This is a genomic window from Congregibacter sp., assembly GCF_965660375.1.
Classification (GTDB): domain Bacteria; phylum Pseudomonadota; class Gammaproteobacteria; order Pseudomonadales; family Halieaceae; genus Congregibacter.
Genome location: NZ_CBFHZO010000115.1, coordinates 1 through 23,744 on the forward strand (window position 1 = coordinate 1; position 23,744 = coordinate 23,744).

Annotated in this window: 15 protein-coding genes; 7 read left to right on the forward strand and 8 right to left on the reverse strand. The window is 57.8% G+C overall.

All coding sequences use genetic code 11. The features are described from left to right. Positions 1 to 105 precede the first annotated feature (105 nt). From ACTG3T_RS11290 to ACTG3T_RS11300, 3 genes are all read right to left on the reverse strand, one after another. Complete coding sequence (locus ACTG3T_RS11290; protein ID WP_439102376.1) at positions 106 to 1,281, reverse strand: cation:proton antiporter domain-containing protein; 1,176 nt, start codon at positions 1,279 to 1,281, stop codon at positions 106 to 108. Between the two features lie 67 nt (positions 1,282 to 1,348). Next, complete coding sequence (locus tag ACTG3T_RS11295) at positions 1,349 to 1,786, reverse strand: DUF934 domain-containing protein (protein ID WP_439102377.1); 438 nt, start codon at positions 1,784 to 1,786, stop codon at positions 1,349 to 1,351. Then, positions 1,773 to 3,437, reverse strand: a complete 1,665-nt coding sequence (locus ACTG3T_RS11300; RefSeq protein WP_439102378.1) for a nitrite/sulfite reductase — start codon at positions 3,435 to 3,437, stop codon at positions 1,773 to 1,775. Before ACTG3T_RS11300 ends, ACTG3T_RS11295 begins: the two co-directional genes overlap by 14 nt. Positions 3,438 to 3,612: 175 nt before the next feature. Here ACTG3T_RS11300 and ACTG3T_RS11305 point away from each other — a divergent pair, with 175 nt between their 5' ends. Beyond that, the gene (locus ACTG3T_RS11305) at positions 3,613 to 4,773 is read left to right on the forward strand and encodes a serine hydrolase domain-containing protein (protein WP_439102379.1); all 1,161 of its coding nucleotides are present in this window, start codon (positions 3,613 to 3,615) and stop codon (positions 4,771 to 4,773) included. Between the two features lie 263 nt (positions 4,774 to 5,036). Beyond that, positions 5,037 to 5,156 carry a methionine synthase gene (locus ACTG3T_RS11310; RefSeq protein ID WP_439102380.1) on the forward strand — a complete coding sequence of 40 codons (120 nt, stop codon included), beginning with the start codon at positions 5,037 to 5,039 and terminating at the stop codon, positions 5,154 to 5,156. On the opposite strand, the gene ACTG3T_RS11315 is transcribed toward ACTG3T_RS11310, so the two are convergent. Further along, positions 5,153 to 5,479, reverse strand: a complete 327-nt coding sequence (locus ACTG3T_RS11315) for a DUF2970 domain-containing protein (RefSeq protein ID WP_439102381.1) — start codon at positions 5,477 to 5,479, stop codon at positions 5,153 to 5,155. The genes ACTG3T_RS11310 and ACTG3T_RS11315 overlap by 4 nt on opposite strands. 25 nt (positions 5,480 to 5,504) lie before the next feature. After that, a complete protein-coding gene (gene metH, locus ACTG3T_RS11320; RefSeq protein ID WP_439102382.1) occupies positions 5,505 to 9,170 on the reverse strand; it encodes a methionine synthase in 3,666 nt (1,221 codons plus the stop codon). Positions 9,171 to 9,425: 255 nt separating this feature from the next. Here metH and nfuA point away from each other — a divergent pair, with 255 nt between their 5' ends. Continuing rightward, the gene (nfuA, locus tag ACTG3T_RS11325) at positions 9,426 to 10,001 is read left to right on the forward strand and encodes a Fe-S biogenesis protein NfuA (protein ID WP_439102383.1); all 576 of its coding nucleotides are present in this window, start codon (positions 9,426 to 9,428) and stop codon (positions 9,999 to 10,001) included. Here the strand turns inward: nfuA and ACTG3T_RS11330 are convergent. Then, complete coding sequence (locus tag ACTG3T_RS11330; RefSeq protein ID WP_439102384.1) at positions 9,998 to 11,077, reverse strand: 3-deoxy-7-phosphoheptulonate synthase; 1,080 nt, start codon at positions 11,075 to 11,077, stop codon at positions 9,998 to 10,000. The two genes, nfuA and ACTG3T_RS11330, sit on opposite strands and share 4 nt — an antisense overlap. A gap of 159 nt (positions 11,078 to 11,236) precedes the next feature. Here ACTG3T_RS11330 and ACTG3T_RS11335 point away from each other — a divergent pair, with 159 nt between their 5' ends. From ACTG3T_RS11335 to ACTG3T_RS11350, 4 genes are all read left to right on the forward strand, one after another. Then, a complete protein-coding gene (locus ACTG3T_RS11335; RefSeq protein WP_439102385.1) occupies positions 11,237 to 13,930 on the forward strand; it encodes a PD-(D/E)XK nuclease family protein in 2,694 nt (897 codons plus the stop codon). Then, entirely contained in the window at positions 13,927 to 17,250 is a 3,324-nt protein-coding gene (locus tag ACTG3T_RS11340; protein WP_439102386.1) for a UvrD-helicase domain-containing protein, read from the forward strand. The genes ACTG3T_RS11335 and ACTG3T_RS11340 overlap by 4 nt, the downstream gene beginning before the upstream one ends. Before the next feature lie 153 nt (positions 17,251 to 17,403). Then, a complete protein-coding gene (locus ACTG3T_RS11345; RefSeq protein WP_439102411.1) occupies positions 17,404 to 18,507 on the forward strand; it encodes an efflux RND transporter periplasmic adaptor subunit in 1,104 nt (367 codons plus the stop codon). Next, positions 18,504 to 21,545 carry an efflux RND transporter permease subunit gene (locus ACTG3T_RS11350; RefSeq protein WP_439102387.1) on the forward strand — a complete coding sequence of 1,014 codons (3,042 nt, stop codon included), beginning with the start codon at positions 18,504 to 18,506 and terminating at the stop codon, positions 21,543 to 21,545. Before ACTG3T_RS11345 ends, ACTG3T_RS11350 begins: the two co-directional genes overlap by 4 nt. An 18-nt stretch (positions 21,546 to 21,563) precedes the next feature. On the opposite strand, the gene ACTG3T_RS11355 is transcribed toward ACTG3T_RS11350, so the two are convergent. Both ACTG3T_RS11355 and gloB read right to left on the reverse strand, forming a co-directional pair. Then, positions 21,564 to 22,916, reverse strand: coding sequence for a LysM peptidoglycan-binding domain-containing protein (locus tag ACTG3T_RS11355; protein ID WP_439102388.1), 1,353 nt, complete (start codon positions 22,914 to 22,916; stop codon positions 21,564 to 21,566). Continuing rightward, a complete protein-coding gene (gloB, locus tag ACTG3T_RS11360; protein WP_439102389.1) occupies positions 22,898 to 23,668 on the reverse strand; it encodes a hydroxyacylglutathione hydrolase in 771 nt (256 codons plus the stop codon). Before gloB ends, ACTG3T_RS11355 begins: the two co-directional genes overlap by 19 nt. Between the last annotated feature and the right edge of the window lie 76 nt (positions 23,669 to 23,744).

Sequence of the window (23,744 nt, forward strand, 5' to 3'; positions counted from 1 at the left end):
CCGGAGCTCGAAGCGCAAATTTAGTACCTACACAAAAATGTGAATCAAGAGCCGGCGTAAGCCGGCTTTTTTTGTCCTGGCTAATGGCAGTTTTGTGGGCGGATCCTAGTCCCGGCGCAGACGATCGCTGATAGCAATGGGGGTAGGGTAGTTGAGCACTACTATGTAGGAAGACACCAGTAGTGTAATGATAGTCGTCGCCTGAATTGTTAACGACGCCTCCAGTCCCAAGAGTCCCGCGTCAAAGGCGATGTAGGCAATGAGCAGAGAGAACTCACTGGCCTGTCCCAGGCGAAAGCCCAAATCCCAGGCGAGACTGCTGCGTTCACTCATGCCCTTGAGGAGCAAACGGTACGTTACTGGCTTCATAGCGAGCACGAGCAGCGCGAGACACAACGCCGGCAGCCACACCTGCTCCAGCATGGCCAGATCAAAACGCGCGCCGACTGCGAAGAAAAATAGAATCAGGAAAAAGTCGCGCAGGGGTTTCAGGTTAACGGCGATGTATTGCGAAATAGGGCTGGTGGCAATGCTCACGCCGGCGACAAAAGCGCCGATCTCCGCGGACAGCCCCAGCAGTTGTGCCGCTTCCGCCATGCCCAGACACCAGCCGATGGCCAGTAAAAAAATGTATTCGTGAAAGCGGTCGAAGCGCTGGATAAGCCGTAGCAATACATAACGTACAACGGCCCAGGCCGCCAGACCAAGAAGGGGCAGGGCCACCAGGACCTTGGCGATATGCCAGGCAGCTTCTCCTTCCTCTGCGCTCCCGCTGGCCATGATGAGCACCAGCACAATGATGGCGAGTAAGTCCTGCAACAAAAGCAGGCCGATCATCATTTCGCCGATGTGCTTGTGATGAAGGATCGTGGTAGGCAGAAGCTTGATGCCGATAATGGTGGAAGAAAACATCATCGCTACGGCGACAATCACGGATTCGCCGTAATCGCTGAAGAAAAAGCTCGCCAGCACCCAGGACGTCAGAAAGAAAATAGCAGAGCTCACCAGTCCGACCACCGTGGAATTTCGGATCGTGGCGAAGAGAGCTTGAGGCTGCATATCCAAGCCGAGGAGAAAAAGCAGAAAAATGATTCCGATGTGGCCGATATCGGAAAGCTGCTGCAGATCTGTGACCAGGCTGAACCCCGAAGGCCCGATAAGCGCCCCGAGGGCGATATAGGCAATGATCAGCGGTTGCCGGGTGTAGAGAGCCACTGACGCCAGAGCGGCAGCACCGCTGAAGATCAGAAAAAAGGCAAAGGTGACGGAACCAGTATCCATAAGGTCTTAGATTAAAAACGGACCAGGATTGTAGCAGGCCCCCGAGACGGCCTCGGGGAGTCGCGACTCAGGCGCTGTGCTTGCGGCGAAACAGCGGCTCAGACTCTCGTGCATCGGCCTGATAGGTCTCGGAAAAACCCGGCAGGCTCCCAGCGCTGGCCGCGGTGGCATCACTTTCCAGTGCATCAAAGCCACAACGATGGAGATACACCCATTGGTCCGCCAGAACATCGCCACCGGCGACAAGTGTCCCCCCATAGCCCAGTTGCCGCAGCTTCGCTGCATGGCTGAATCCCCGCCCATCCATAAAACCCTCGAAGCGTATGCAGATGCCAGGCGCGCGGAGTAGGGCTGCATGGTGCGCATAGAGGTCATCATCCCCAGCGACGACGACCCATGCTTCATGGGGATGACCGGCATCCAGCCATTCACCAAAGGTCATGGTCGTGGATTCCTCCGCTGGGGGCGCAGAGATAGTCGACGCCGGCACATCAGGCCTGTCCATAAACCGCCTCCTTGAAAGGCTCAACACCACAGCGTTCGTAAACCTGCAAGAAACGCTCCTCCTCGGTTTCCCGGAGCTCGAGGTAGCGCTGTAAGAGCTTTTCGATAGCATCGGGTAGGTCCGCGCGACTGAATGACGGTCCAAGAATTTTCGCAACCTGCGCTCTGCCGGCCTGCGAGCCTCCGATACACACCTGGTAGAACTCCTGACCTTTCTTGTCCACGCCCAGAATACCGATATGCCCCACGTGGTGATGGCCGCAGGCATTCATGCAGCCACTGATGTTCAGTTCTATGGGCCCCAGATCAAACTGATAATCCAGCCTCTCAAAGCGTTCCTGAAGCGCCTGGGCGACAGGGAGCGATTTGGCATTGGCCAGGGAACAAAAATCCCCTCCGGGGCAGCAGATCATGTCGGTTATGTGCCCCGCATTCGAGCCGGCCAATCCCAGAGGCTGCAGTGCCTCCCAAAGGCTCCGGAGTTCGCTTTCACGTACGTCGGCAAGAACCATGTTCTGTTCATGGGTGGTGCGAATCTCACCAAAGGAATAGGCGTCAGCCAGCTTTGCGAGTGCATCCATCTGAGCTGCACTGATGTCACCGGGGGGCTGCCCCGTAGCTTTCAGGGTGACGGTAACCGCACGATAGCCAGGCTGCTTGTGTGCCTGGGTGTTGCGCTGCACCCAGGCGGCGAACAGTGGCTCCTTCGCACAGGCCTCTGCAAGAATAGCCGATTCCCGGGACACATCCGCAACCTTGTAGTCGGGCGAGGTGAAATGCGCCGCTACAGCAGCGAGGGCGCTTTCAGTGAGCGTGTTGGACCCACCCCGGTGGGAGGCCCACTCGGCGTCGACCGCATCCCGGAAGGCCTCTACACCCATGGCTTTCACCAGAATCTTAATGCGGGCCTTGTATTTGTTGTCCCTCCTTCCGTGCAGATTGTAGACGCGCAGGATAGCCTCGAGATAACTCAGCATGTCCGCCGGGTTCATATCGTCGCGAATCATCGCTCCCACTACGGGAGTTCTTCCCAATCCACCACCCACCAGGAACCTCAGTCGCACCGCGCTCGCCGCGTCCCGATAAAGTTCGATGCCGATATCGTGAAAATGAATGGCTGCGCGATCTTCCTCAGCGCCGTTTACCGCTATCTTGAATTTACGGGGCAGGAAGGCGAATTCAGGGTGCAGTGTGGACCACTGACGGATGATTTCGCAGTAGGGGCGAGGATCAACCACCTCGTCGGCAGCCACCCCGGCAAATTGATCCGTGGTTGTATTGCGGATGCAGTTGCCGCTGGTCTGGATAGCGTGCATCTGTACCGCCGCCAGGTCCGCGAGAATATCAGGCACGTCATGGAGTTGGGGCCAGTTCAACTGAATGTTCTGCCGGGTGCTGATGTGTCCGTAGCCCTTATCATAGCGACGGCTAATGTCGGCAATGGCCCGTAGCTGTTTGCTGCTAATGAGTCCGTAGGGCACAGCGATTCGCAACATGGGCGCCAAACGTTGCACATAAAGACCATTTTGAAGACGCAGGGGCAGGAACTCAGCGTCGCTTAACTCGCCGTCGAGGTAGCGCGCTGTCTGGTTGCGAAACTGCGCGACGCGATCGTCAACTATGGTCTGATCCAGATTGTCGTACTGATACATGGCAGTGCTGTCGGCGGCGGAGCGCGCACTCTAACAAAGCTGTGAGACGCCATCCAATCTCTGTTATTTCTAAGCTAGGATGATTTAGTTATGGCGCCTAGGTTCCTTTTTTGTCAGTCTGCTCACCGTCGAACCTGTCCCAAAACCCCAAACCTCCAAACAAGGATACGCGTTGATGAAAGATCATCTGGATAGCATCTTACGAGAGGGCGTCGATGGGGGTGCCGCGCCCGGAGTGGTGGCCGTAGTGGTGGACAGGGAGGGTGTGCGTTACGAAGGCGGATTTGGAGGAAGAGTAGCGGGTGGTGCTGCCCCCATGACGCCCGATACGGTGGGTAAGATCTTCTCCATGACCAAGGCACTTACCGCTGCCGCGGCAATGCAATTGGTAGAAAGGAGAGCACTGAGTCTCGACTCTCCGGCGGGGGAGGTCTGTCCGGACATCGCGGCTGCCCAGGTGCTCACGGGCTTTGACGATAATGGAGAGCCCTTAACCCGCGCACCGGCATCACCGGTGACCCTCCGTCAGCTTCTTACGCATACCTCCGGATACAGCTATCACATGTGGGATCCGACGCTGCTTCAGTGGCTCAGGAAGACAGGTTCGCCGGATATCAGCACACAGCAAAAAGCGGCGTTGCGTCAGCCGTTGATGTTCGATCCGGGTACGCAATGGCGCTACGGCATCGGAGTCGACTGGGCGGGGCAGCTCGTGGAGGCAGCCTCGGGTATGCGTCTTGAGAACTATTTTGCCGAGCATCTAACGGGGCCTCTGGGTATGTCTGATACCCGATTCGATTACAACGATGCCATGTTTTCCCGCGCCGCGCATTTGCATATCCGCTCCGCTGACGGAGCCCTGACACCTTTACCCGTGGAGAAATCCGATGAGCGCGAGTTTGATGAGGGCGGAGGTGGTTTGAAGGGCACCATGACCGACTACGGCAGGTTTATTCGCATGATCCTGAACGATGGTCAGCTTGACGGAACGCGGGTTCTGCAGGCAGATACGGTGCAAACCATGTGTAGTAATCAGATCGGTAAACTGCGTGTACTACCCATGCAAAGCTGCGTGCCGGCAGTGAGTAATGATGGAGAGTTTTTCCCCGGCGACCCGAAGAGCTGGGGTTTGAGCTTTCAGATCAACGAGGCGCCGGGGTATACCGGAAGACCGGCGGGGACCCTGATGTGGGCGGGCCTGGCGAACAGCTATTACTGGATAGATCGCCAAAACGGTATTGGTGGTGCCTATCTCAGCCAGATTCTGCCCTTTGCGGATCAGGCCTCGTCGGCGCTCTTTTTCGAGATGGAAGCAGCGGTCTACAGCTCGCTTTAGATTGTGTTTCAGAGCCTGGGGTTGTCTCCTAACAGCGCGCCTGGTGAATCAACGATAGATGAGCCGTGGATCAAGGGTATGCATGTTTTTTCTTGGGGGTGCTGCCCCCAAGTGGTAAAATGTTCTGCGATTTACCGGGAGCGGGCGTCCAGTCAGACATTCGGACATTCAGATATAAGGGACGCCTGAATTGACAGAAAAGCACGAGCGCTCGTAACGCAAGGGCAACACGGGCAACACGGGCAACAAGAGAAGGAAATATTATGATGGCGTCCAACGGACCCCAGAAGTCAAACGGCAAAGCAGATGCGGTAGCCACCCTGATCATTATGACCGTGGTCGTTACAACGGTATCGTTCTGGCTGGCCGGAATGCCCGGCTAGCGGCTGCTCAAAACGACAGTGACAATGGTGTAAACCGTTCCGATAAACAGCGCCGTGAACAAGAGGCCCGCCACGATAAAGGTGCCCGCGCGGCCTTGTTTGAAGTCGCGCTCCCGATTTTTACTGCTTTGAACCCCGAGCCCTGCGGCCAGTACGCTGCTCAGAACCTGTAGCGAATTCAGCGACGCACCCGTGGGATGCTCTTCATCACCCGGGGCGTTCTCGTCGGGATTGCCCGGAGCCCCGGCCAGGACATGTTCATGCCCTTCTTCTTTCGGTCGCTCTGGCGTCGTCTCTTCGCCGGTATCACTCGTTATGGTCATCTCTACTCCTTGATTTTCGAAAGACTCAGTCCAGATTAGGCGCAAGCCATCGGGCCAGCTCTGCGGTTTTTCTGTCTTTTCTCGCAGCCATGGATTCCAACTGGTCTTCGCCAATTTTCCCTACTGCAAAATAGCGGGCTTCGGGATGGGAGAAATACCAGCCGCTGACCGACGATGCCGGATCCATGGCGTAATTGTCTGATAGGGTCACGCCACACAGGGACTCCGCATCCAGCAAGTCAAACAAAGTGCGTTTTTCCGTGTGGTCCGGACAGGCGGGATATCCCGGCGCTGGACGAATACCTCGATAACGCTCCTTGATCAGGTCTTCGTTGGTGAGCTCTTCATCCCTGGCATAGGCCCAAAATTCCTGACGCACGCGCCGATGCATGTGCTCAGCCAGCGCTTCTGCAAGTCGGTCAGCGAGTGCCTTGAGCATGATGGAGCTGTAATCATCATGGGCTGCCTCAAAAGCCGCAGCGCGCTCGGCAACCCCGTGACCCGTGGTGACGCAGAAGCCACCAATGTAATCATTATCCGGCGCTATAAAGTCACTGAGGCTGAAGTTCGGGTCGCCGTTGGCTTTTTCTGTCTGCTGACGCAAATGATGGAGCCGTGGGGGCTCTTCAGTGCCATCAATATCGAGTACCACGTCCTCTCCGTCGCTGTGCGCGGGCCAAAAGCCCACTGCGGCACGGGCCTCCAGCCAGTTCTCGTCGACAATCTTTGTCAGCATCGCCTGAGCGTCAGCGAATAACTCTCGGGCCTGCTCGCCCACAATTTCATCGTTCAGTATCCGCGGATACTTGCCCGCCAGCTCCCAGGTAATAAAAAACGGCGTCCAATCTATGGTTTCAACCAGATCCACCAGAGAAATATCCTTAAAAACCTGCACACCGGTAAATGTGGGCGTCGGGGGGGTGTAGGACGACCAGTCGAAGATTGCGCGGTTCGCGAGAGCCTCCTCATAGGACAGCCGCTTGGCTTTGGGTTTTCGCTGGGCCATGCGCTCGCGAACCTGCAGGTACTCCTCGCGTCGCTCAATGACAAAACCCTCTTTTTGCTCGCCCAGCAGCTGGGAAGCAACGGAAACACTGCGGGATGCGTCCGGCACGTAAACCACCAGGTCATTGCTGTAATTGGGCTCTATTTTTACCGCAGTGTGCGCTTTGGAGGTGGTTGCACCACCGATCATCAGCGGCACCGAGAACCCCGTTCGCTGCATTTCACTGGCTACGTGCACCATCTCGTCAAGGGAGGGCGTGATGAGGCCGCTAAGACCTATAACATCGACGTTTTCTTCCTTGGCAACGCGCAGAATTTCTTCACAGTGCACCATCACACCCAGATCAATGACCTCGTAATTGTTGCACTGCAGAACGACGCCAACGATGTTTTTGCCGATATCGTGGACATCGCCTTTTACCGTCGCCATGAGAATCTTGCCGTTAGTGCTGCCCTCGGCTTTTTCTTCTTCAATATAAGGTTGGAGATAAGCCACCGCCTGCTTCATGACGCGGGCGCTCTTTACGACCTGGGGCAGGAACATTTTGCCCTGGCCAAACAGGTCACCAACAACGTTCATGCCGTCCATGAGCGGCCCCTCGATCACCTCGATTGGGCGGGTCGCCTGTTGGCGCGCCTCCTCGGCATCCTCTTCGATGTAACCGTTGATGCCTTTAACCAACGCGTATTCCAGGCGCTTTTTGACAGGCTCATCGCGCCAGGCAAGGTCCTCTACCCGAACCGAGGCAGGTCCGTCCGCGTGGTACTTACTCGCTATATCCAGCAGGCGCTCGGTGCTGTCATCGCGGCGGTTGAGAACCACGTCTTCCACTGCGTCGCGCAGTTCCGCTGGAAGCTCGTCGTATACGGCAAGCTGCCCGGCATTAACGATCCCCATGTCCATACCTGCGCGAATCGCGTGATACAAAAACACCGAGTGAATAGCTTCACGGACCGGATTGTTGCCACGAAAGGAGAAGGAGACATTAGACACACCACCGGAAACCTTGGCACCGGGCAGATTTTCTTTGATCCAGCGGGTCGATTCGATGAAGTCCACGGCATAGCTATTGTGGGCTTCAATGCCCGTTCCAATGGCAAAGATGTTCGGATCAAAAATGATGTCGTCGGGATTAAAATCCAGGCGGTCTCTCAGAAGATCCCAGCTGCGCTGACAGATCTCGCGACGACGGGCGACGGTGTCTGCCTGACCGTCTTCGTCAAAGGCCATGACAACAACGGCAGCCCCGTAGCGCTGGCAGAGTCCTGCCTGCTCCAGAAACTCTTCCTCGCCGGCCTTGAGGCTGATGGAATTAACCACCGCCTTGCCCTGGACGCAGCGCAATCCCGCCTCGATAACCTCCCAGCGTGAGGAGTCGATCATGATCGGCACACGACTGATATCCGGCTCCGATGCGATGAGATTCAAAAAGGTGACCATGGCTTCTTTGGCATCGAGCATGCCTTCGTCCATGTTGACGTCGATGATCTGCGCGCCGTCCTCAACCTGGGCGCGCGCCACGTCCAGCGCGGTTTCGTAATCGCCAGCCAACACCAGCCTTTTAAAGCGGGCCGATCCCGTTACGTTGCAGCGTTCACCCACGTTCACGAACAAGCTGTCCGCGGCGAAGGTGAAGGGCTCCAGGCCACTCAGTTGGCAGGCCTTGGGATTATCGGGTAAGGGGCGGGGAGGGATGCCGCCGACGGCATTGGCAATAGCGCGGACATGCGCCGGGGTCGTACCACAGCAACCGCCAACCAAATTAACAAAGCCGCGCTCCGCAAATTCCTTGAATTCCGCCGCCATAGCTTCCGGCGCCTCATCGTACTCACCAAAGGCGTTGGGCAGTCCGGCATTGAGGTGAGCACTGAAATAACCATCAGTAGCCTTGGACAGTTCCTCGAGGAAAGGCCTCACTTCCTGGAAGCGTCGGCCGCAGTTGCTGCCTACAACCAACGGGCGCGCGTGGGCGATGGAAAACCAGAAAGCCTCGGGGCTCTGACCAGAGAGATTGCGTCCGCTCACATCCGGAAAGGTGACGGAAAGCATCACCGGGAGGCGTACGCCGCGCTCTTCAAACACCTGTTCAATAGCGAATATCGCTGCCTTGGCATTCAGGGTGTCGAAGATGGTTTCGATCATGAGCAGATCGACACCGCCATCCAGAAGACCGTGAGTGGCTTCAGCGTAATCTTCGCTAAGGGTCTGGTAATCAATGTTTCTCGCACCGGGGTCGTTTACATCGGGCGATATTGACGCAGTCCGCGGTGTAGGCCCGAGAACGCCGGCTACAAACCGCGGCTTGTCCGGTGTCTCGGCACTCATGTCGTCTGCCGCTTTCCGGGCGATGCGTGCCGAGGTTTCGTTAAGCTCCCGAGCAATGGCCTGCAGGCCGTAGTCCTCCAGTGCTATGGCGGTGGAGTTAAAGGTGTTGGTCTCAATGATGTCCGCGCCGGCCTGCAGATAGGCGCTGTGAATCTTTTCGATAACGTCCGGCCGGGTGATGGATAAAAGGTCATTGTTACCCTTCAAGTCGCCGCCGTGCCTGGCAAAGCGCTCTCCGCGATAGTCCTCTTCGGCCAGCCCCTCGGCCTGAATCATCGTGCCCATGGCGCCGTCGATGATGAGAATACGGTCGCTGAGGGCATCCGCCAGGGGGCCGGGTACTGGAATAAAGGGGGTCATCGCTTATAAAACATCCGTCGGTGGTCAGTTGTCGGCGTGGGCTCCAGAAAAGCCGCTGAAACACCGATAAATTCGGGGCCGGATGATAGCAGATTGGTGCACGGGCAGCAGGATGGAAATAGCCCCGGAGAAGGCCCGTCAAAAGACGACGCGAGGTAAGCAACGTGATGAATTCCCGTGAAACAGTGACGCTGGACCGGGGGCTCGCTATAATACCTGACTAATTTACTCAGGAAGTGTGTGGATATTACGCCGATGCTGACGATTACAGAAAGTGCACAGGAATACCTTGCGGAGTTACTGGGAAAACAGGAGGACGCCCTTGGCGTGCGCGTGTTTATCAACGAACCCGGGACCGCACGCGCTGAAACCTGTATTGCCTATTGCCGTGAAGGCGATGTGCTCGATGAGGACGTAAAGCAGCCCTTCGATAAAATTACTGCCTGGTTGGATAGCCGCAGCGTGCCGTTTCTTGAGGATGCGCTGGTGGATTACTCGACGGATCGTATGGGTGGTCAACTGACGATCAAAGCGCCCAACGCCAAAATGCCCCGGGTAAGCGATGACTCGCCCATCGAAGACCGCATCAACTATTTGCTGTACAACGAGGTCAATCCGTCGCTTGCCGCTCACGGCGGCGAGGTGTCACTGGTAGAGGTGACCGATGATGCGTTCGCGGTGTTGCGTTTCGGTGGCGGCTGTCAGGGTTGCAGCGCCGTGGATATGACGCTCAAGGACGGCGTCGAGAAAACCCTCCTTGATCAGCTGCCGCAGCTAAAAGGCGTACGGGACATGACCGATCACTCTGACCGGAGCAACGCGTTCTATTAAGACCGCTCTACACGGCGTTCCGGCAGCACATCTTTTAACTTGTCGCGCAAAGAACGCAGGCACGTTTCAGTATCGTCCCAGCCGATGCATCCATCGGTGATGGAGACGCCGTACTCCATATCCTTGAGACTGCTCGCCATGCTCTGATTGCCAGCATGAAGATGGCTTTCGATCATAAGTCCCATGAGGGAGTTGTTACCCCCGATAATCTGATCCGCCACATTGTCAGCGACCAGAGGCTGCAAGGCCGGATCTTTATTGGAGTTCGCGTGGCTGCAATCGACCATGATGTTTTGTGGCATGCCAGCTTTTTCCAGCGCCTGCTCGCACAGGGTGACATGCACTGAGTCGTAGTTGGGTCCGGTGCTGCCACCACGCAACACGACATGCCCGTAGGGGTTACCCCGAGTGGTGAAGACCGATACCTGCCCCTGGCTGTTGATTCCCAGAAACCGGTGTGACTGCGACGCAGCCCCCAGGGCATTCACAGCAACGGTCAAGCCGCCGTCGGTACCATTTTTGAAGCCCACTGCGGAAGAAAGCCCACTGGCCATTTCCCGGTGCGTCTGCGACTCCGTGGTTCGCGCGCCAATTGCGGACCAGGAAATAAGGTCCTGCAGATACTGCGGCGAAATCGGGTCCAGCGCTTCGGTAGACACGGGAAGTCCCAGAGTGACCACATCGGTAAGGAGCTTCCGTGCGATGGTCAGGCCTTCTTCGATACGAAAGGAATCATCGAGATAGGGATCGTTAATCAGTCCCTTCCAACCCACCGTGGTCCTTGGCTTTTCGAAATAGGCGCGCATCACGATAAACAGCGTGTCGTCTAATTCCGCGGCCAGAGCATGGAGTCGCTCGGCGTATTCCATGGCCGCGCGGGTGTCATGGATAGAGCAGGGACCCACGACCACCAGCAGCCGCGGATCTTTACGATCAAGAATGTCAAAAACACACTGACGGCTGGCGGTTACACCGCGCTCCAGGGGCTCTGTCAAGGGCACAAGGCGTTTTAGGTCAGCCGGCGTGGGCAATATGTCCTGTGAGGCGACATTGATGTTGTGAACGTTGTTGCTCATGAAAACGGTCCTGCTAGAGTGCGGGTCTGCGCGTAGCGGAATAGCGAAAGCGCGGCAGTGTAATGCAGAGGCGGAGCAATGAGTAGATGTACGGGACTGTGATCAGGCGTGAATATTCATGACGGGAGCGGCCTTATTTGTCAGCCCGAGGCGCCTTCCATGAGTCTCCGCCCACTTTTTCAGGATATGGACAGTATTGCGGGCCTGCTCGAAAAGGGTGTTGCGATACTGACGCCGAATCGCCGTCTCAGTCGTGCTATCCGTGAGGCTGAAGCCCTTCAGCGCCTGGCGGCAGGTGACACCGTGTGGCCCAGCAGTACCGTGCTACCGCTCCGTCAGTACTGGATTGAGCGATGGCGCTTTGCCGTGACCCGAGGTTTGCTGGCTCCGCAAACACTTCTCGACAGCGCCGCTCAGCGACTTCTGTGGCGACGGGTCATTGATGAAGACAGTGAGGGGGCTTTTTCGCTCCTCAGTCCTGCGCGCGCTGCGGCGTTGTGTCAGGAAGCGAGCGAACGTCTGGCGCTATGGCGCATTGATCCCGGCGATGCGAATACCCGCCAGTTGTTTGCTTTCGATGAGGATTCCCGGACTTTTCTCCGCTGGGAAAACACCTTTCGTAATGAGCTCAGGAACATGAATGCGATCACAGCGGAGCAGGCTCTGGAACAGCTTCTTTGTTGTCCCGCTGCCATGGATCAGGCGGTCGCTTTGTTAGGTGACGATGACCTGCCGCCGTTGCATCATGCCCTTTGTGCCGCCGCGACGACATACCATCGGATCGCAACCCCTCGCCGGGAAGGGCGCGTTCTGCCCCTGCGCAGTTTCTGTGAGCCCCGCGCCGAGCTTCAAACCGCGGCCCGCTGGTGTCGCGAGCAGTATCTTCGGGACCCCACTGGCCGCTATGCCGTCGTGCTTTCGGATATGCATAATGATCGGGACCGGTTGGAGTTCTTTCTTCGCCAGGAATTCGACTGCCTCACGCAGAACTACGCCAGCCTGCCGGTCAATTTTGCCACAGGCTTTCGTTTGGACCGCGTACCTCTGATTCGCGACGCCCTGCGAATTCTCGAACTCAATCTTCCTGAAGTGATGGTGGAGAGTGTTATCGCCCTGCTGCAGTCGCGCTTTGTTGCGCCTCTGCAGTTGCGCGCTGAACAGCTCGAAAGATCCGTGCGCCGGCTTCGCGAACTCGCCCGGGAGAAAGTCCCTCAGCGAGTGCTTCACGGCGTCCTCGAAGAACTCTTCGACAGAAGCGTCAGTCCCGCGCCCTGGGACCTGGTATTGCAACGCTCAACCAATGGCGCATGGCAGAAGCGCTCACGACCACCATCGCAGTGGCTGGAACCGTTCAAAGCAATACTTGAGGCCTGGGGATGGCCCCATGGCGCGGCGCTGGATTCTTTGGAGTACCAGCAGGCGGTGCAGTGGCAAGAATCTCTCGATGCCTTCGCCGCACGGGATCATGTGGTAGCCGATATCAGCTTCGCGGAGGCTATACAGAGCCTGAGGGAACTTTTGGGAGAGCAGCAGTTTCAACCGAGGACAGAGGACCAGGCTATTCAGGTGCTGGGGCCCCTTGAGACCACAGGACTGCAGTTTGATGCGCTATGGATTACCGGCATGAGCGCTGATCGCTGGCCCGCTGCAGCGCAGCCCAACCCCTATTTGCCCCACGGTCTTCAGCGACAAAGAGGCATGCCTCACGCTGATGCTGTCTGGGAGCGGCGCTGGGCAAGCGACCGCTGGACTCAGTGGCTACAGGGTTCAAGGTCGATTCAAGTCAGCTATGTGAGCCAGGTCGACGGCAGCGAGGTGCTGCCAAGTCCGTTGCTGACTGACAGTCCTGAGATCGCCGAAGAAGAGGAGGGATGGCTTGATGGTCGATGGCTCAAGCAACAGGCAGAGGCAACTTTTGATGCGGTCGAGCTGGACGCTGTTCCTGTGAGCGACGATGAACGGGTGTCCCGGGGCGTTGGTGCCAGCGTTCTGGAACAACAGTCCGGCTGCCCCTTTCAGGCCTTCGCTGCAACGCGACTCGCTGCCACACCGCTGCCGGCGCCGGTGGCGGGATTATTGGCTTCGGAGCGGGGGACTCTGCTCCACCGTGCCCTTTACCAGCTTTGGGGAGAGATCAAGGACAGTGAGCGCCTCGAGAACATCGATGAGTTCGAGCTTGACGCTATCATTGAGGCGGCGACAGACTTCGCGCTCCAGGGCATCGATAAAGCGCGTTTGGATATACTGGGCGGCGCGTTGTTGGATCTTGAACGACAGCGCCTGAGGCACGTCTTGCTGCGCTGGTTGGCGGTGGAACGGGGGCGTGATGAGCGCTTCACCGTTGTCGCGCGAGAACAGGCCCGGGAACACCATCTGGCCGGTCTACGGCTGCGACTGCGTCTCGACAGGGTTGATGAGCTAAGCGACGGTAGCTCGCTCATCGTTGACTATAAAAGCGGCTCGCCGGGGAGTGTCAGTCAGTGGCTTGGAGATCGTCCGACACGCCCTCAGTTACCCCTTTATGCGCTGCTTGAACCCTTTGCCTCGGGCATTGCCTATGCGTCTCTCAAGCCTGGCATAGAAGGCTTCAAGGGGATTGCTAAGCGACGTTTCGAGCCTGGTATCACGGGTGCTCAGGAACATCTTGAACACTCGGGTGAGGGTGACGACAAACAGGATACGCAAAACGCAGCAACCGACAGTATGGAAGTACTTCGCGCGCACTGGCATGAGGCGCTGGCAGCACTGGCTCAGGAATTTGTTGAGGGAATCAGTGCCGTTGACCCCACGACAGAGGCCTGCCGGCACTGTCAGCGTTTTTCCCTGTGTCGACTGGGGGAGGAACTCCAATGACACCCGTCGACAACGCATCACGCCAGCGGGCAGTGGACACCGGTTTGTCCGTTTGCGTCAGCGCACCGGCGGGCTCGGGCAAAACCTCACTTCTGGTGCAGCGTTTCCTCGGGTTACTAGCCCGCGTGAATGAACCCGAAAGCGTGGTGGCTATCACCTTCACGCGCAAGGCGGCCGCAGAAATGCGTTCTCGCGTGGTCGGCGAATTGCAGGGCGCCGCACAGGGAGTGATGGCAAGCAATCCCCACGAGAAAGCGCTCGTATCCGCGGCAACGGCTGTAGCGGAACATGATTACCGCCGTGGATGGGATTTACTCGACAACCCCTCCCGCTTGCGGATTCAGACCATCGATAGCTTTTGCGGCTATCTCACCCGGCAGATGCCGGTGCTCAGTGGGTGCGGGGGCCCCGTGACGGCGACCGATGACAGTCGACCGCTGTATCGCGAGGCCATCGAAAGTTTTTTGCACCGGGAGCTTAGACGACGGCAAGACGGTCAAGCGCGAGATATAGAGACGCTGCTGCTGCACCTCGACAACAACTGGGATAGCGCACTGGAGCTGTTATCCAAGCTACTTCAGCGGCGGGAGCAATGGCAGCCGGTGTTTGGCGGCTCCGGCCTGCATAGTGACGATCAGCAAAGCGTTTTAGAGATCACAGAGTCCCTCGTGCATTACCGGCTGGAGCTCCTCGATGCGCGTTTTGAACCCTATATGCAACAGCTTGTCGCGCTCATGGACTACCGGGAGCAAAACCTCAAAGAGGGTGTGCTGTTTACCAGTGGCAGTAACGAACTCACCGCGTGGCGCGCTGTGGCGGAGTTGCTCCTGACCGGCAAGGGCGAGTGGCGAAAAACCGTCAATGTAAAAAACGGATTCCCCGCGGGCAAGGGTGAACCGGCGGTGGCAAAGGAGCAGATGCTGGCGCTGCTGGCTGCACTGCGGGAAGAGGCGGATGGCGCTCTTCTGGGGGAACTGCGGCAGGTGCTGCTGTTACCGGATATCAACGATGAGCCAGCCCATTGGGATGTGTTGGTGGCGGTCACCCGTCTTTTGCCGAGACTGGGCGCTGAACTTTTGCTGACGTTTCAGCAAAAAGGCGAGGTGGACCATGCGCAGATCGCCATGGCGGCGTTGGACGCGCTGGGCACGGATGATGCGCCGACGGACCTCGCGCTGCGTCTGGATCACAGCATCGAACATTTGCTGGTTGATGAGTTCCAGGACACCTCGTCGGTTCAGTTTGAGCTAATCCGCCGCCTGACCCGGGGTTGGCAGGAGCACAACATGGCGAACCCCCGGGCGTCGCGAACGCTGCTCCTGGTGGGCGATGCCATGCAGTCCATCTACGGTTTTCGGGAAGCCAACGTGGGACTTTTCATCCGCGCCAGGAACGAAGGCGTAGGGGACCTTGTTTTAACGCCTCTGGATTTGAGTGTGAACTTTCGGAGCCAGGGGGGGCTGGTAGAGTGGACCAACGAGCATTTTCAGAGCGGGTTCCCGCAGGACGATGATGCACAGCTCGGTGCTGTGCAATTTCGCAAGGCCAGCGCGGCAAGAGCTTCTGATCTGGCGCCGGAGTTCGCATTTTTTACCGGCGATGGCGGGCAGAGAGCAGAAATCGATGCGCTTTGCGACAAGCTTGCGGAGGGTGTCGCACGAGATGACGTAGAAAGTATCGCGGTATTGGGTCGCTCCCGGACCCAGCTCAGGCCCGTACTGGCGGCGCTGCGCGAGCGCAACATCGATGTCGCCGCCAGAGACCTGGACACACTTTCCCAGCGTCCCTTTATCCGCGACCTGCTAACACTCACGACCGTTCTTTGCGATCGCTTTGACCGCTTTGCCTGGTTGAGCCTGCTGCGCACGCCGGCCATCGCTCTGGTGAACGCCGACCTGCTAAGGATGACGGCTGCCTGTCCTACTGCGGCCGACTTGTGGACCAGAGATATCGCCAGGGATAACGCATTTCAGCGCCTGTCCGGACCCGCACAGGAGCGGCTGGGACAGTTGCAAAAACTTCTGGCCTGGGCCGATCACTACCGGGACCGTCTCGCCCTGCGAGTTTGGGTAGAAGAGTGTTGGCTGCTTCTTAGAGGTGCATCCAGCCTTGGGAGCGATGCCGATGTTCGCGATGCCGAACGTTTTTTGCAGTGCCTCGAAACGCTGGAAGTGGAGCAGACTCCGCTTAACGGACGGAGCCTGGCCACGGCGGTGGAGGCGCTTTACGCCTCGCCGGGCGATGAGCGCTGTAAGGTCGAGGTAATGACCATGCACAAAGCCAAGGGACTGGAATTCGATTGGGTGTTTATTCCTGCGCTGGGAAAGAGCACCGGGGGCCAGGACAAGGAGCTGCTGCTGTGGGATGAATTTGTTTTGCCGGGCGCGCCGCCCAGTTTTTTACTCGATATTCGGGATACCGCCGGGGGAGGTGGAAATCCACGCCTCTACGATTATCTGAAAGCACAGGCCAAACAAAAACGTGACTTTGAGGCGGCAAGGCTTTTTTACGTGGGTTGCACCCGCGCGGCAGACTATCTGTGGCTGGGAGCTACGCTGTCCTGGAGTGAGGCAAAGGAGAGTTATTCGCCCCCGGGTTCCGGATCACTCCTGAGTGTGATCTGGCCCACCATCGAGACCCAGTCCCGCGTCACCCATGTGTCTCTGAATGAAGACCCGGTCGATGAGACAACCGTCGGCTATCGACGACTGCGAGAACTTCCCGACGTTGCCGCTGTTTCGCCAAACGCGCCGGCGGCGCCCTTGGAGCTCTCCGACAACTATCTCGCACGGGCCTTCGGCACCGCAGTTCACCGCTGCCTTGAGGCCCTGGTTTATCGACAGGATCTTCCCGAGGGCTGCGACGAGCGGCTCCGGGAGCTGCTGAGGGTTTCATTAATTGAAGCAGGGTCTGACGGGCAGACATTGCCACAGCTCCTTAGTGAGGGCGAGTCTATGCTGAATCAGCTGTTGACGGACTCCTGGGCCCGCTGGACGCTGTCAGCCGAGCGATCGGAGCGGTTGGCGGAGCTACCCGTCACGGTTGCGAGCGAGGCGGGGGCGCAGCAGCTCATTCTCGATTACAGCTTTTTGGATGAAGCTACCGGTGAGCGCTGGGTAATAGATTATAAAACTGCGGTGCCGGGCCCCGGGCAGGACGAAGAGCATTTTTTGACCGCGCAGCTGGAGACCTATGGGGAGCAGCTGGCACGCTACTTTGAGGCGCTTACCGCGCGGTTTGGTGGGCCCGTTCGCTGCGCCCTGTATTTTCCCGCGCTGGGACGCCGCGCCGAGTGGCGCCCCCCGACCGCTGGTCAGTAGGTCACTGCGACTCTTATAATCAAAATACTCCCAGAGACGAGTGCTCCCCGCATGAACGCTACTCCCGTGCCGCCCCGTAATCGAGGGGCAAAAAGAATCGCTGCTTCCAAATCTGCGCTTTGGATCGCCGCGGCACTGTTGCTAGTCACGGTCGTGGGGTGCTCTGAACCCCCTCCTGGGGAGGAGCGTGTGCGCTCCCGTCCTGTGAAGATCTTTAAAGTCGACCAGGGACTGGGAGCGGAGGTCCGGCAGTTCCCGGCTGTTATTGAGGCTGCAAAACAGGCGGAATTATCTTTTAGAGTGGCAGGAAGGCTCGAGGCACTGCCTGTGCGCGAGGGACAGGTGGTAGAGCCCCGGGAGATCGTGGCCCAGCTGGATGCTACGGACTTTGAAAATGCCCTGGAAGACCGACGGGCGACCTTTGAAAATGCAGAGCGAAACTTTCGGCGGGCAGGTGAGCTCATTGGATCAGGGAGTATTTCTCAATTGGATTATGACCGCATGGAAGCGGATTTCAGATCAGCACGGGCAGCGCTAGCCCAGGCCGAGGCAGAACTTAGCTACGCAACTCTCCGTGCACCTTTCAAGGGCCGCATTGCCCGCCGCTATGTGGATAATTTTGAAGAGGTGAGAGCCAAGCAGAGCATCGTCTATCTGCAGGATACGGAGCAGCTCTACGTGATCATAGCCCTGCCGGAGTCGGTCATCCGTTCAGTAACCACCGGAGGCGAAGACGAGCTTTCCAACGACTCCGTTGAGAAGGCGAGCGGGGCTAAGGTGCTGGCCGTGGCCTCCTTCGACAATCGTCCGGACACCAGCTACGGCCTTGAAGTCCACGAAGTAGCCACCCGCGCGGATCCTGACACGCAGACCTACCCGGTCACCTTCAAGATGCGACAGCCGGACGAGTTCACGGTGCTCCCGGGCATGACTGCGCAGGTAGAAATCGACTTCAGCAATGTGCTGTCCAGCGAAGCGGTTACCTGGGTGCCCGCAAGAGCAGTTCAAGCCGATGCCAAACTCTTGCCAAGGGTTTTTGTACTCGACTCCGACCGCATGGAGGTCAACAGCGTCAGCGTAGAAACGGGGCGTATGTCCGGTGACATGATCGAAGTGCTTTCCGGTTTATCGGGCGGCGAAGAGATTGTCGCTATCGGTGCCAGCTATCTTTCCGAGGGCATGCGCGTAACGCGGATGCCCGGGGGCGAGCAGGCGGTCCCCCGAGAAAAAACTGACCGGGATAGCTCTCAGCTATGAGCATCGGCGCTTACTCCGTTCGCACGCCAGTGATCTCCTGGCTTGTGATCGTGATAATGGTGGCGGGTGGTATTTATGGTTTTCAGAAGATGGGCAAGCTGGAAGATCCAGCTTTCACCATCAAAATGGCAAAAATCATCACCCAGTATCCGGGGGCCTCAGCAAAGGAAGTTTACGATGAGGTGACCTATCACCTTGAGGATGCGATCCAGAAACTACCCCAGCTTAAGCGACTGAAGATGTCTGTGTCCCGGCCCGGCCTCTCGGATATCACCATCGAGTTCAAGGATGAGTACGGTGCCGATGAACTCCCTAACGTGTTTGACGAGCTGCGCCGTAAAATCACCGATGTAAGACCCAAGCTGCCCCCGGGTGCCCGGGCACCTGTCGTCATCGATGATTTTGGAGATGTTTACGGCGTTTATCTCATGATCACCGGAGAGGGCTACAGCTGGCGCGATCTCTACGATGTCGCAGATGACATCAAACGGGAGCTGGTACTCGTCAAGGGCGTTCGCAAGGTGTCCATTGATGGGGAGCAGCAGGAAGTCGTGTACCTCGATATGTCCCGCGTAAGACTGGCGGAACTGGGGATTGATCCCGCGACTATCGCCGGAGTTCTGGGGTCGCAAAACTCCGTGGTGGATGCAGGTAATGTGCGTGTGGGCGACGACTATCTGCGGATCAAACCCACCGGGGAGTTCGATTCGGTGCAGGAGATCGGGAACGTACTTATCTCCTCGCGAAATCGCGACCTGGTGGCTCTCAAAGATATAGCCACGATTACCCGCGCTTACCAGGAAGTGCCAATAAAGCTGTATTACCACAATGGGCAGCCGGCGCTCAGTGTAGGTATCAGTATGGCCAAGGGGCAGAACGTCGTGGAAGTCGGTAAGCGACTCCAGGACCGTATCGATGACCTGCAGACGCTCATTCCCGTGGGCATGTCGCTGGAGGCGGTCTACGATCAGCCCGCAGAGGTGGAAGAATCCGTAAGCGGATTTGTCATAAGTGTGGCCCAGGCCGTGGTTATTGTCATCGCAGTGCTGCTGCTGTTCATGGGCTTGCGCTCGGGTCTGATTATCGGCTCTGTTTTGCTGATTACCGTGTCCGGGACACTTCTTTTGATGTATCTCTTCGGTATCGAGCTTCAACGCATCTCTCTGGGGGCGCTGGTCATCGCTCTGGGCATGCTGGTGGATAATGCCATCGTCGTTGCGGAAGGCATGCAGGTGCGTATGCAATCCGGCATGAAGGCGATAGAGGCGGCCACGGAAGCCGTGGGTAAAACAATCTGGGCTCTCCTCGGCGGAACAGCCATCGGTATTCTGGCCTTTTCGGCCATCGGGCTATCGCCGGACAACACCGGGGAATTCGCCGGTTCGCTGTTCTACGTCATTCTTATCTCTTTGTCGTTGAGCTGGATTACGGCGGTAAGCACGACGCCACTGCTGTGCTCGCTATTGTTAAAACCGGGTGGCCTCGATCAGGAAAAAAATCCCTATGGGGGTAAATTGTTCGGCGCGTATCGAAACCTGGTCGCGCTCGCCGTGAATCACCGGTGGTTTACCCTGGTACTGGTAGCAGTGCTGTTTGCGCTGGGTGTTGTGGGTTTCGGCCAGGTGAAAAGTGGCTTTTTCCCGGCCTCCAGTACTCCACTGTTTTTTGTTGATATCTATGAGCCTGAAGGCACAGATATCCGCAAGACCCGGGATGACACGCTTGAGGTGTCAAACTTTCTGCGCGAGCAGCCGGGAGTGCTGCAAACAACCGCGGTGATCGGCGGCGCCCACCAGCGCTTCACACTCGTCTATGACGCGCGGGAACCCACATCCGTTTATAGTCAGATCATCGTACGCACGGAAAAGCCCGAGCAGGTCACGGCGCTGCAGGAACTGGTGGCAGAAAAGCTGCGTAGCGAAAGTCCTTGGATCGACCCCATCGTGAAATCACTGCGAATCGGGCCTGGCCGCGATGCCAAAATAGAGGCTCGCTTTTCGGGGCCCGATGCCACGGTTCTGCGACAGCTTTCAGAGCAGGCTGAAGCCATTATGCGTAGTGACGCCGAAGCCGTGGATATTCGCAATGACTGGCGTTCGCCCGTAAAGCTGGTCACGCCTGTGTTCAATGAACAGGTAGGGCGCCAGCTGGGTATCAGCAGAGAAGAGTTGGGTGATGCCATGAAGTCTGCCTTCGACGGTTTGCCTGCCGGCAGCTATCGCGACGGTAACCGGGTGCTGCCCCTGAGAATGCGCGCGACGGAGAATGAACGCGGCGATGTGAATTCCGTGCGCGATGTACAGATCTGGAGTGCGGTTCTGGGGCGGACTGTGCCAGCCACCGCAGTCATTTCCGGATATCGCACAGATTACGAAAACGCTGTGCTGCGCAGCCGAAACCGCATGAAAACCATCATCGCCTCCTGTAATCCCCGGGGGGAGCTGGCGACGCCGCTATTTGAGCGGCTCCGTCCTCAGCTAGAGGCGATAGAGCTGCCTCCGGGATACGATCTGTCCTGGGGCGGCGAGTACGAAGACAATGCCAATGCCCAGGAGGGCCTTGGGCGCTCCCTGCCGGTGGGCATTTTACTCATGATACTCACCAGCATTGTCCTCTTCGGAAAGCTCCGACAGCCGCTAATCATCTGGCTTACCGTTCCCCTGGCCATTGTAGGTGTCAGTGCCGGACTGCTGGCAACAAACGGGGCTTTTGACTTTATGTCACTGCTGGGAGCACTGTCGCTTATCGGACTGTTGATCAAAAATGCCATCGTGCTCATCGAAGAAATCGACCAGCAGATTGCTGACGGCAATGATCCCTATGAGGCGATTCTGGACTCCGCCGTGTCCCGGGCGAGGCCGGTAGTGTTGGCATCCGGCACAACGATTTTAGGTCTGATACCTCTATTGTCAGACGTCTTTTTCGTCAACATGTCAGTAACCATCATGGCGGGACTAGGGTTTGCGTCCGTATTAACTCTCACGGTCGTACCGACGCTATACGCTACTTTTTTCAATATCCACAAGAACACCTCATAAGAGGCAAGAGTTGAACGCTCAGCCGCCGCCAAGATAAAGGGTAAGGGATTGTCCGGGCTGCAGGTAGCGGCCGGGGTCTAGGTCGTTCCAGCTGATGATGTCGTCGATAGTGACATCAAAGCGTGCGGCTATTTCGTAGAGAGAGTCTCCCCGGCGCACTTTGTAGCCGCGCTTCACGCCGGTGCTGCCACCTTGCGCCAGGGCGAGACTGGCCTGCCAGGCGGCACTGTCGGGAATCATAAGCGTGTCGCCCGCGCGGATGAGATTGCTCTTGAGATTGTTCACTTCCCGCAGGAGGCCCACCTGCGTGTCAAAAGTCTTTGCAATGCGGATCAGACTGTCCCCACGGCGAATTCGGTAGTGCTGCCAGGTGACGCGCTCGGAATCCGGCAGCGCTGAGAGTGAGCGCGCAAGGGGTTCGGCGACGGCGACAGGGACAAGAATCTCCCCGGTGCCCTGGGGTGCGGTGGCCCAGCGAAGCTGCCCCGGATTGAAGCTGCGCAGTTCCAACAGATCCAGGCCCGAAAGTTCTGCAGCGCGCAGCATTTCAATCTGTCCGCCGGTGGCAATGGCGGCAAACGCGGGCGCGTTGGGAACCTCAGGTAACGCGACTTCCAATGCCTCGCTGAAGGCAATGATTGTACTGAGTGCAATCAGACGCGGCACATAGCGGCGGGTCTCCCGGGGAAGCTCCAGGGACCAGTAATCGCTTGCCATGCCCCTGCTTTTATTGCGCCGGATAGCGCGCTGCACCCGTCCTTTACCGGAATTGTAGGCCGCCAGGGTCAGAAGCCAGTCACCGTCAAAATCGTCATTCAGGGATTCCAGATAATCCAGAGCATGCTTGGTGGAGTCGCGAATATCCAGACGGCCATCAAACCACCAGTCTCTTCGCATGCCCAGATAATCCGCAGTGCCGGGCATGATCTGCCAAAGCCCTGCAGCCTTCTGGTTGGAAATGGCAAAGGGGTTCAGCGCGCTTTCCACCAGCGGAAGCATGGCGATTTCGATGGGCATCTCTCTGGCTTCTACCGCCTCGACCAGATAGAAAAGATAGCGTTCTGCCCGAGGTCCGAGAAGATCAAAGTAACGGGACTGCTTGAGGTAATACTCCCGCGCTGAGCCGATGCGGGCATTGTGCAGCGTATGCATGCTGAGTTGGCGGCGGACTCTGTCCCACAGATCCACCGGCGGCCCCGGCGGGTCTTCTAGGGTAGATGCTTTGGACGGCGGCAGCAGCTCCGCTGCCGGTGTTACCGATGCACCTGCCTGCGAAGACTTGTTGTTCTGGGTGCTACAAGCGCCAAGAAAAAGCACGACCGCAATGACGGCAAGGCGGAACATCACGATTTTCAGAACTGATCCTTCCATGCGCGCAGCTCTGCAAAGCACTCAACAGGGGTGGCACCGGGGTCGCGTCCCGCTGCCTCCAGGCCCTCGGCCAGGCCTGATTCAGCACTGCGCAGAAAGGGGTTTGTTGCTTTTTCGAGGCTGATGGTGGAGGGTATCGTGGGCATACCTTCACTTCGAAGAGCCTTGGCCCTGGTCTCCCGGGCCTTGAGTTCCTCATTGTCCGGATCAGCGGCCCGGGCAAAGGTGAGGTTCGCGAGGGTGTACTCATGAGCGCAAAAGACCGCCGTGTCTGCCGGTAGAGCCGCCAGACGACTCAGCGACTCGTGCATCATCGCCGGCGTGCCTTCAAAAATTCGTCCGCAACCGCCGGCAAAGAGCGTGTCACCGCAGAACAACAGCGGCACATCACCCGCCTGGAAATACGCAATGTGGTCGAGGGTGTGTCCCGGCACGCTGATGACCTCGAAGTGGTAATCACCCACAGTCACGCGGTCACCGGAGCCGAGCTCCCTGTCGATTCCCTCGATGGCTGGGTTGACCGGGCCATAGACGACACAGGCGTGCTTTTCTTTCAGGGCTTTCAAGCCACCCACATGGTCAAAGTGGTGATGCGTGATGAGAATGCCGTCCAGTGTCAGTCCCTGCTCCTGCAGCGCCGCTTCCACAGGAGCTGCGTCCCCGGGATCCACTACCAGTGCGCTGCCATCGCCGTTAGGGAGAAGCCAGATATAGTTATCACTAAACGCCGGGATGGCGATGATGCTGGACATGTAAAACTCTCGTCGTAAAAAACGTATTGGAAGGACTTCCTCCGGTATAACCGTAGTCAGGCGTTGCATGCAGGCA

Bases quoted from the DNA above. Each gene is read 5' to 3' on its own strand.
- ACTG3T_RS11305 (WP_439102379.1), top strand. From the start codon at position 3,613: ATGAAAGATCATCTGGATAGCATCTTACGAGAGGGCGTCGATGGGGGT.
- ACTG3T_RS11340 (WP_439102386.1), top strand. From the start codon at position 13,927: ATGACACCCGTCGACAACGCATCACGCCAGCGGGCAGTGGACACCGGT.
- ACTG3T_RS11330 (WP_439102384.1), bottom strand. From the start codon at position 11,077: ATGAGCAACAACGTTCACAACATCAATGTCGCCTCACAGGACATATTG.
- ACTG3T_RS11335 (WP_439102385.1), top strand. From the start codon at position 11,237: ATGAGTCTCCGCCCACTTTTTCAGGATATGGACAGTATTGCGGGCCTG.
- nfuA (WP_439102383.1), top strand. From the start codon at position 9,426: ATGCTGACGATTACAGAAAGTGCACAGGAATACCTTGCGGAGTTACTG.
- metH (WP_439102382.1), bottom strand. From the start codon at position 9,170: ATGACCCCCTTTATTCCAGTACCCGGCCCCCTGGCGGATGCCCTCAGC.
- ACTG3T_RS11310 (WP_439102380.1), top strand. From the start codon at position 5,037: ATGATGGCGTCCAACGGACCCCAGAAGTCAAACGGCAAAGCAGATGCG.
- ACTG3T_RS11355 (WP_439102388.1), bottom strand. From the start codon at position 22,916: ATGGAAGGATCAGTTCTGAAAATCGTGATGTTCCGCCTTGCCGTCATT.
- ACTG3T_RS11295 (WP_439102377.1), bottom strand. From the start codon at position 1,786: ATGGACAGGCCTGATGTGCCGGCGTCGACTATCTCTGCGCCCCCAGCG.
- ACTG3T_RS11350 (WP_439102387.1), top strand. From the start codon at position 18,504: ATGAGCATCGGCGCTTACTCCGTTCGCACGCCAGTGATCTCCTGGCTT.
- gloB (WP_439102389.1), bottom strand. From the start codon at position 23,668: ATGTCCAGCATCATCGCCATCCCGGCGTTTAGTGATAACTATATCTGG.
- ACTG3T_RS11300 (WP_439102378.1), bottom strand. From the start codon at position 3,437: ATGTATCAGTACGACAATCTGGATCAGACCATAGTTGACGATCGCGTC.
- ACTG3T_RS11290 (WP_439102376.1), bottom strand. From the start codon at position 1,281: ATGGATACTGGTTCCGTCACCTTTGCCTTTTTTCTGATCTTCAGCGGT.
- ACTG3T_RS11315 (WP_439102381.1), bottom strand. From the start codon at position 5,479: ATGACCATAACGAGTGATACCGGCGAAGAGACGACGCCAGAGCGACCG.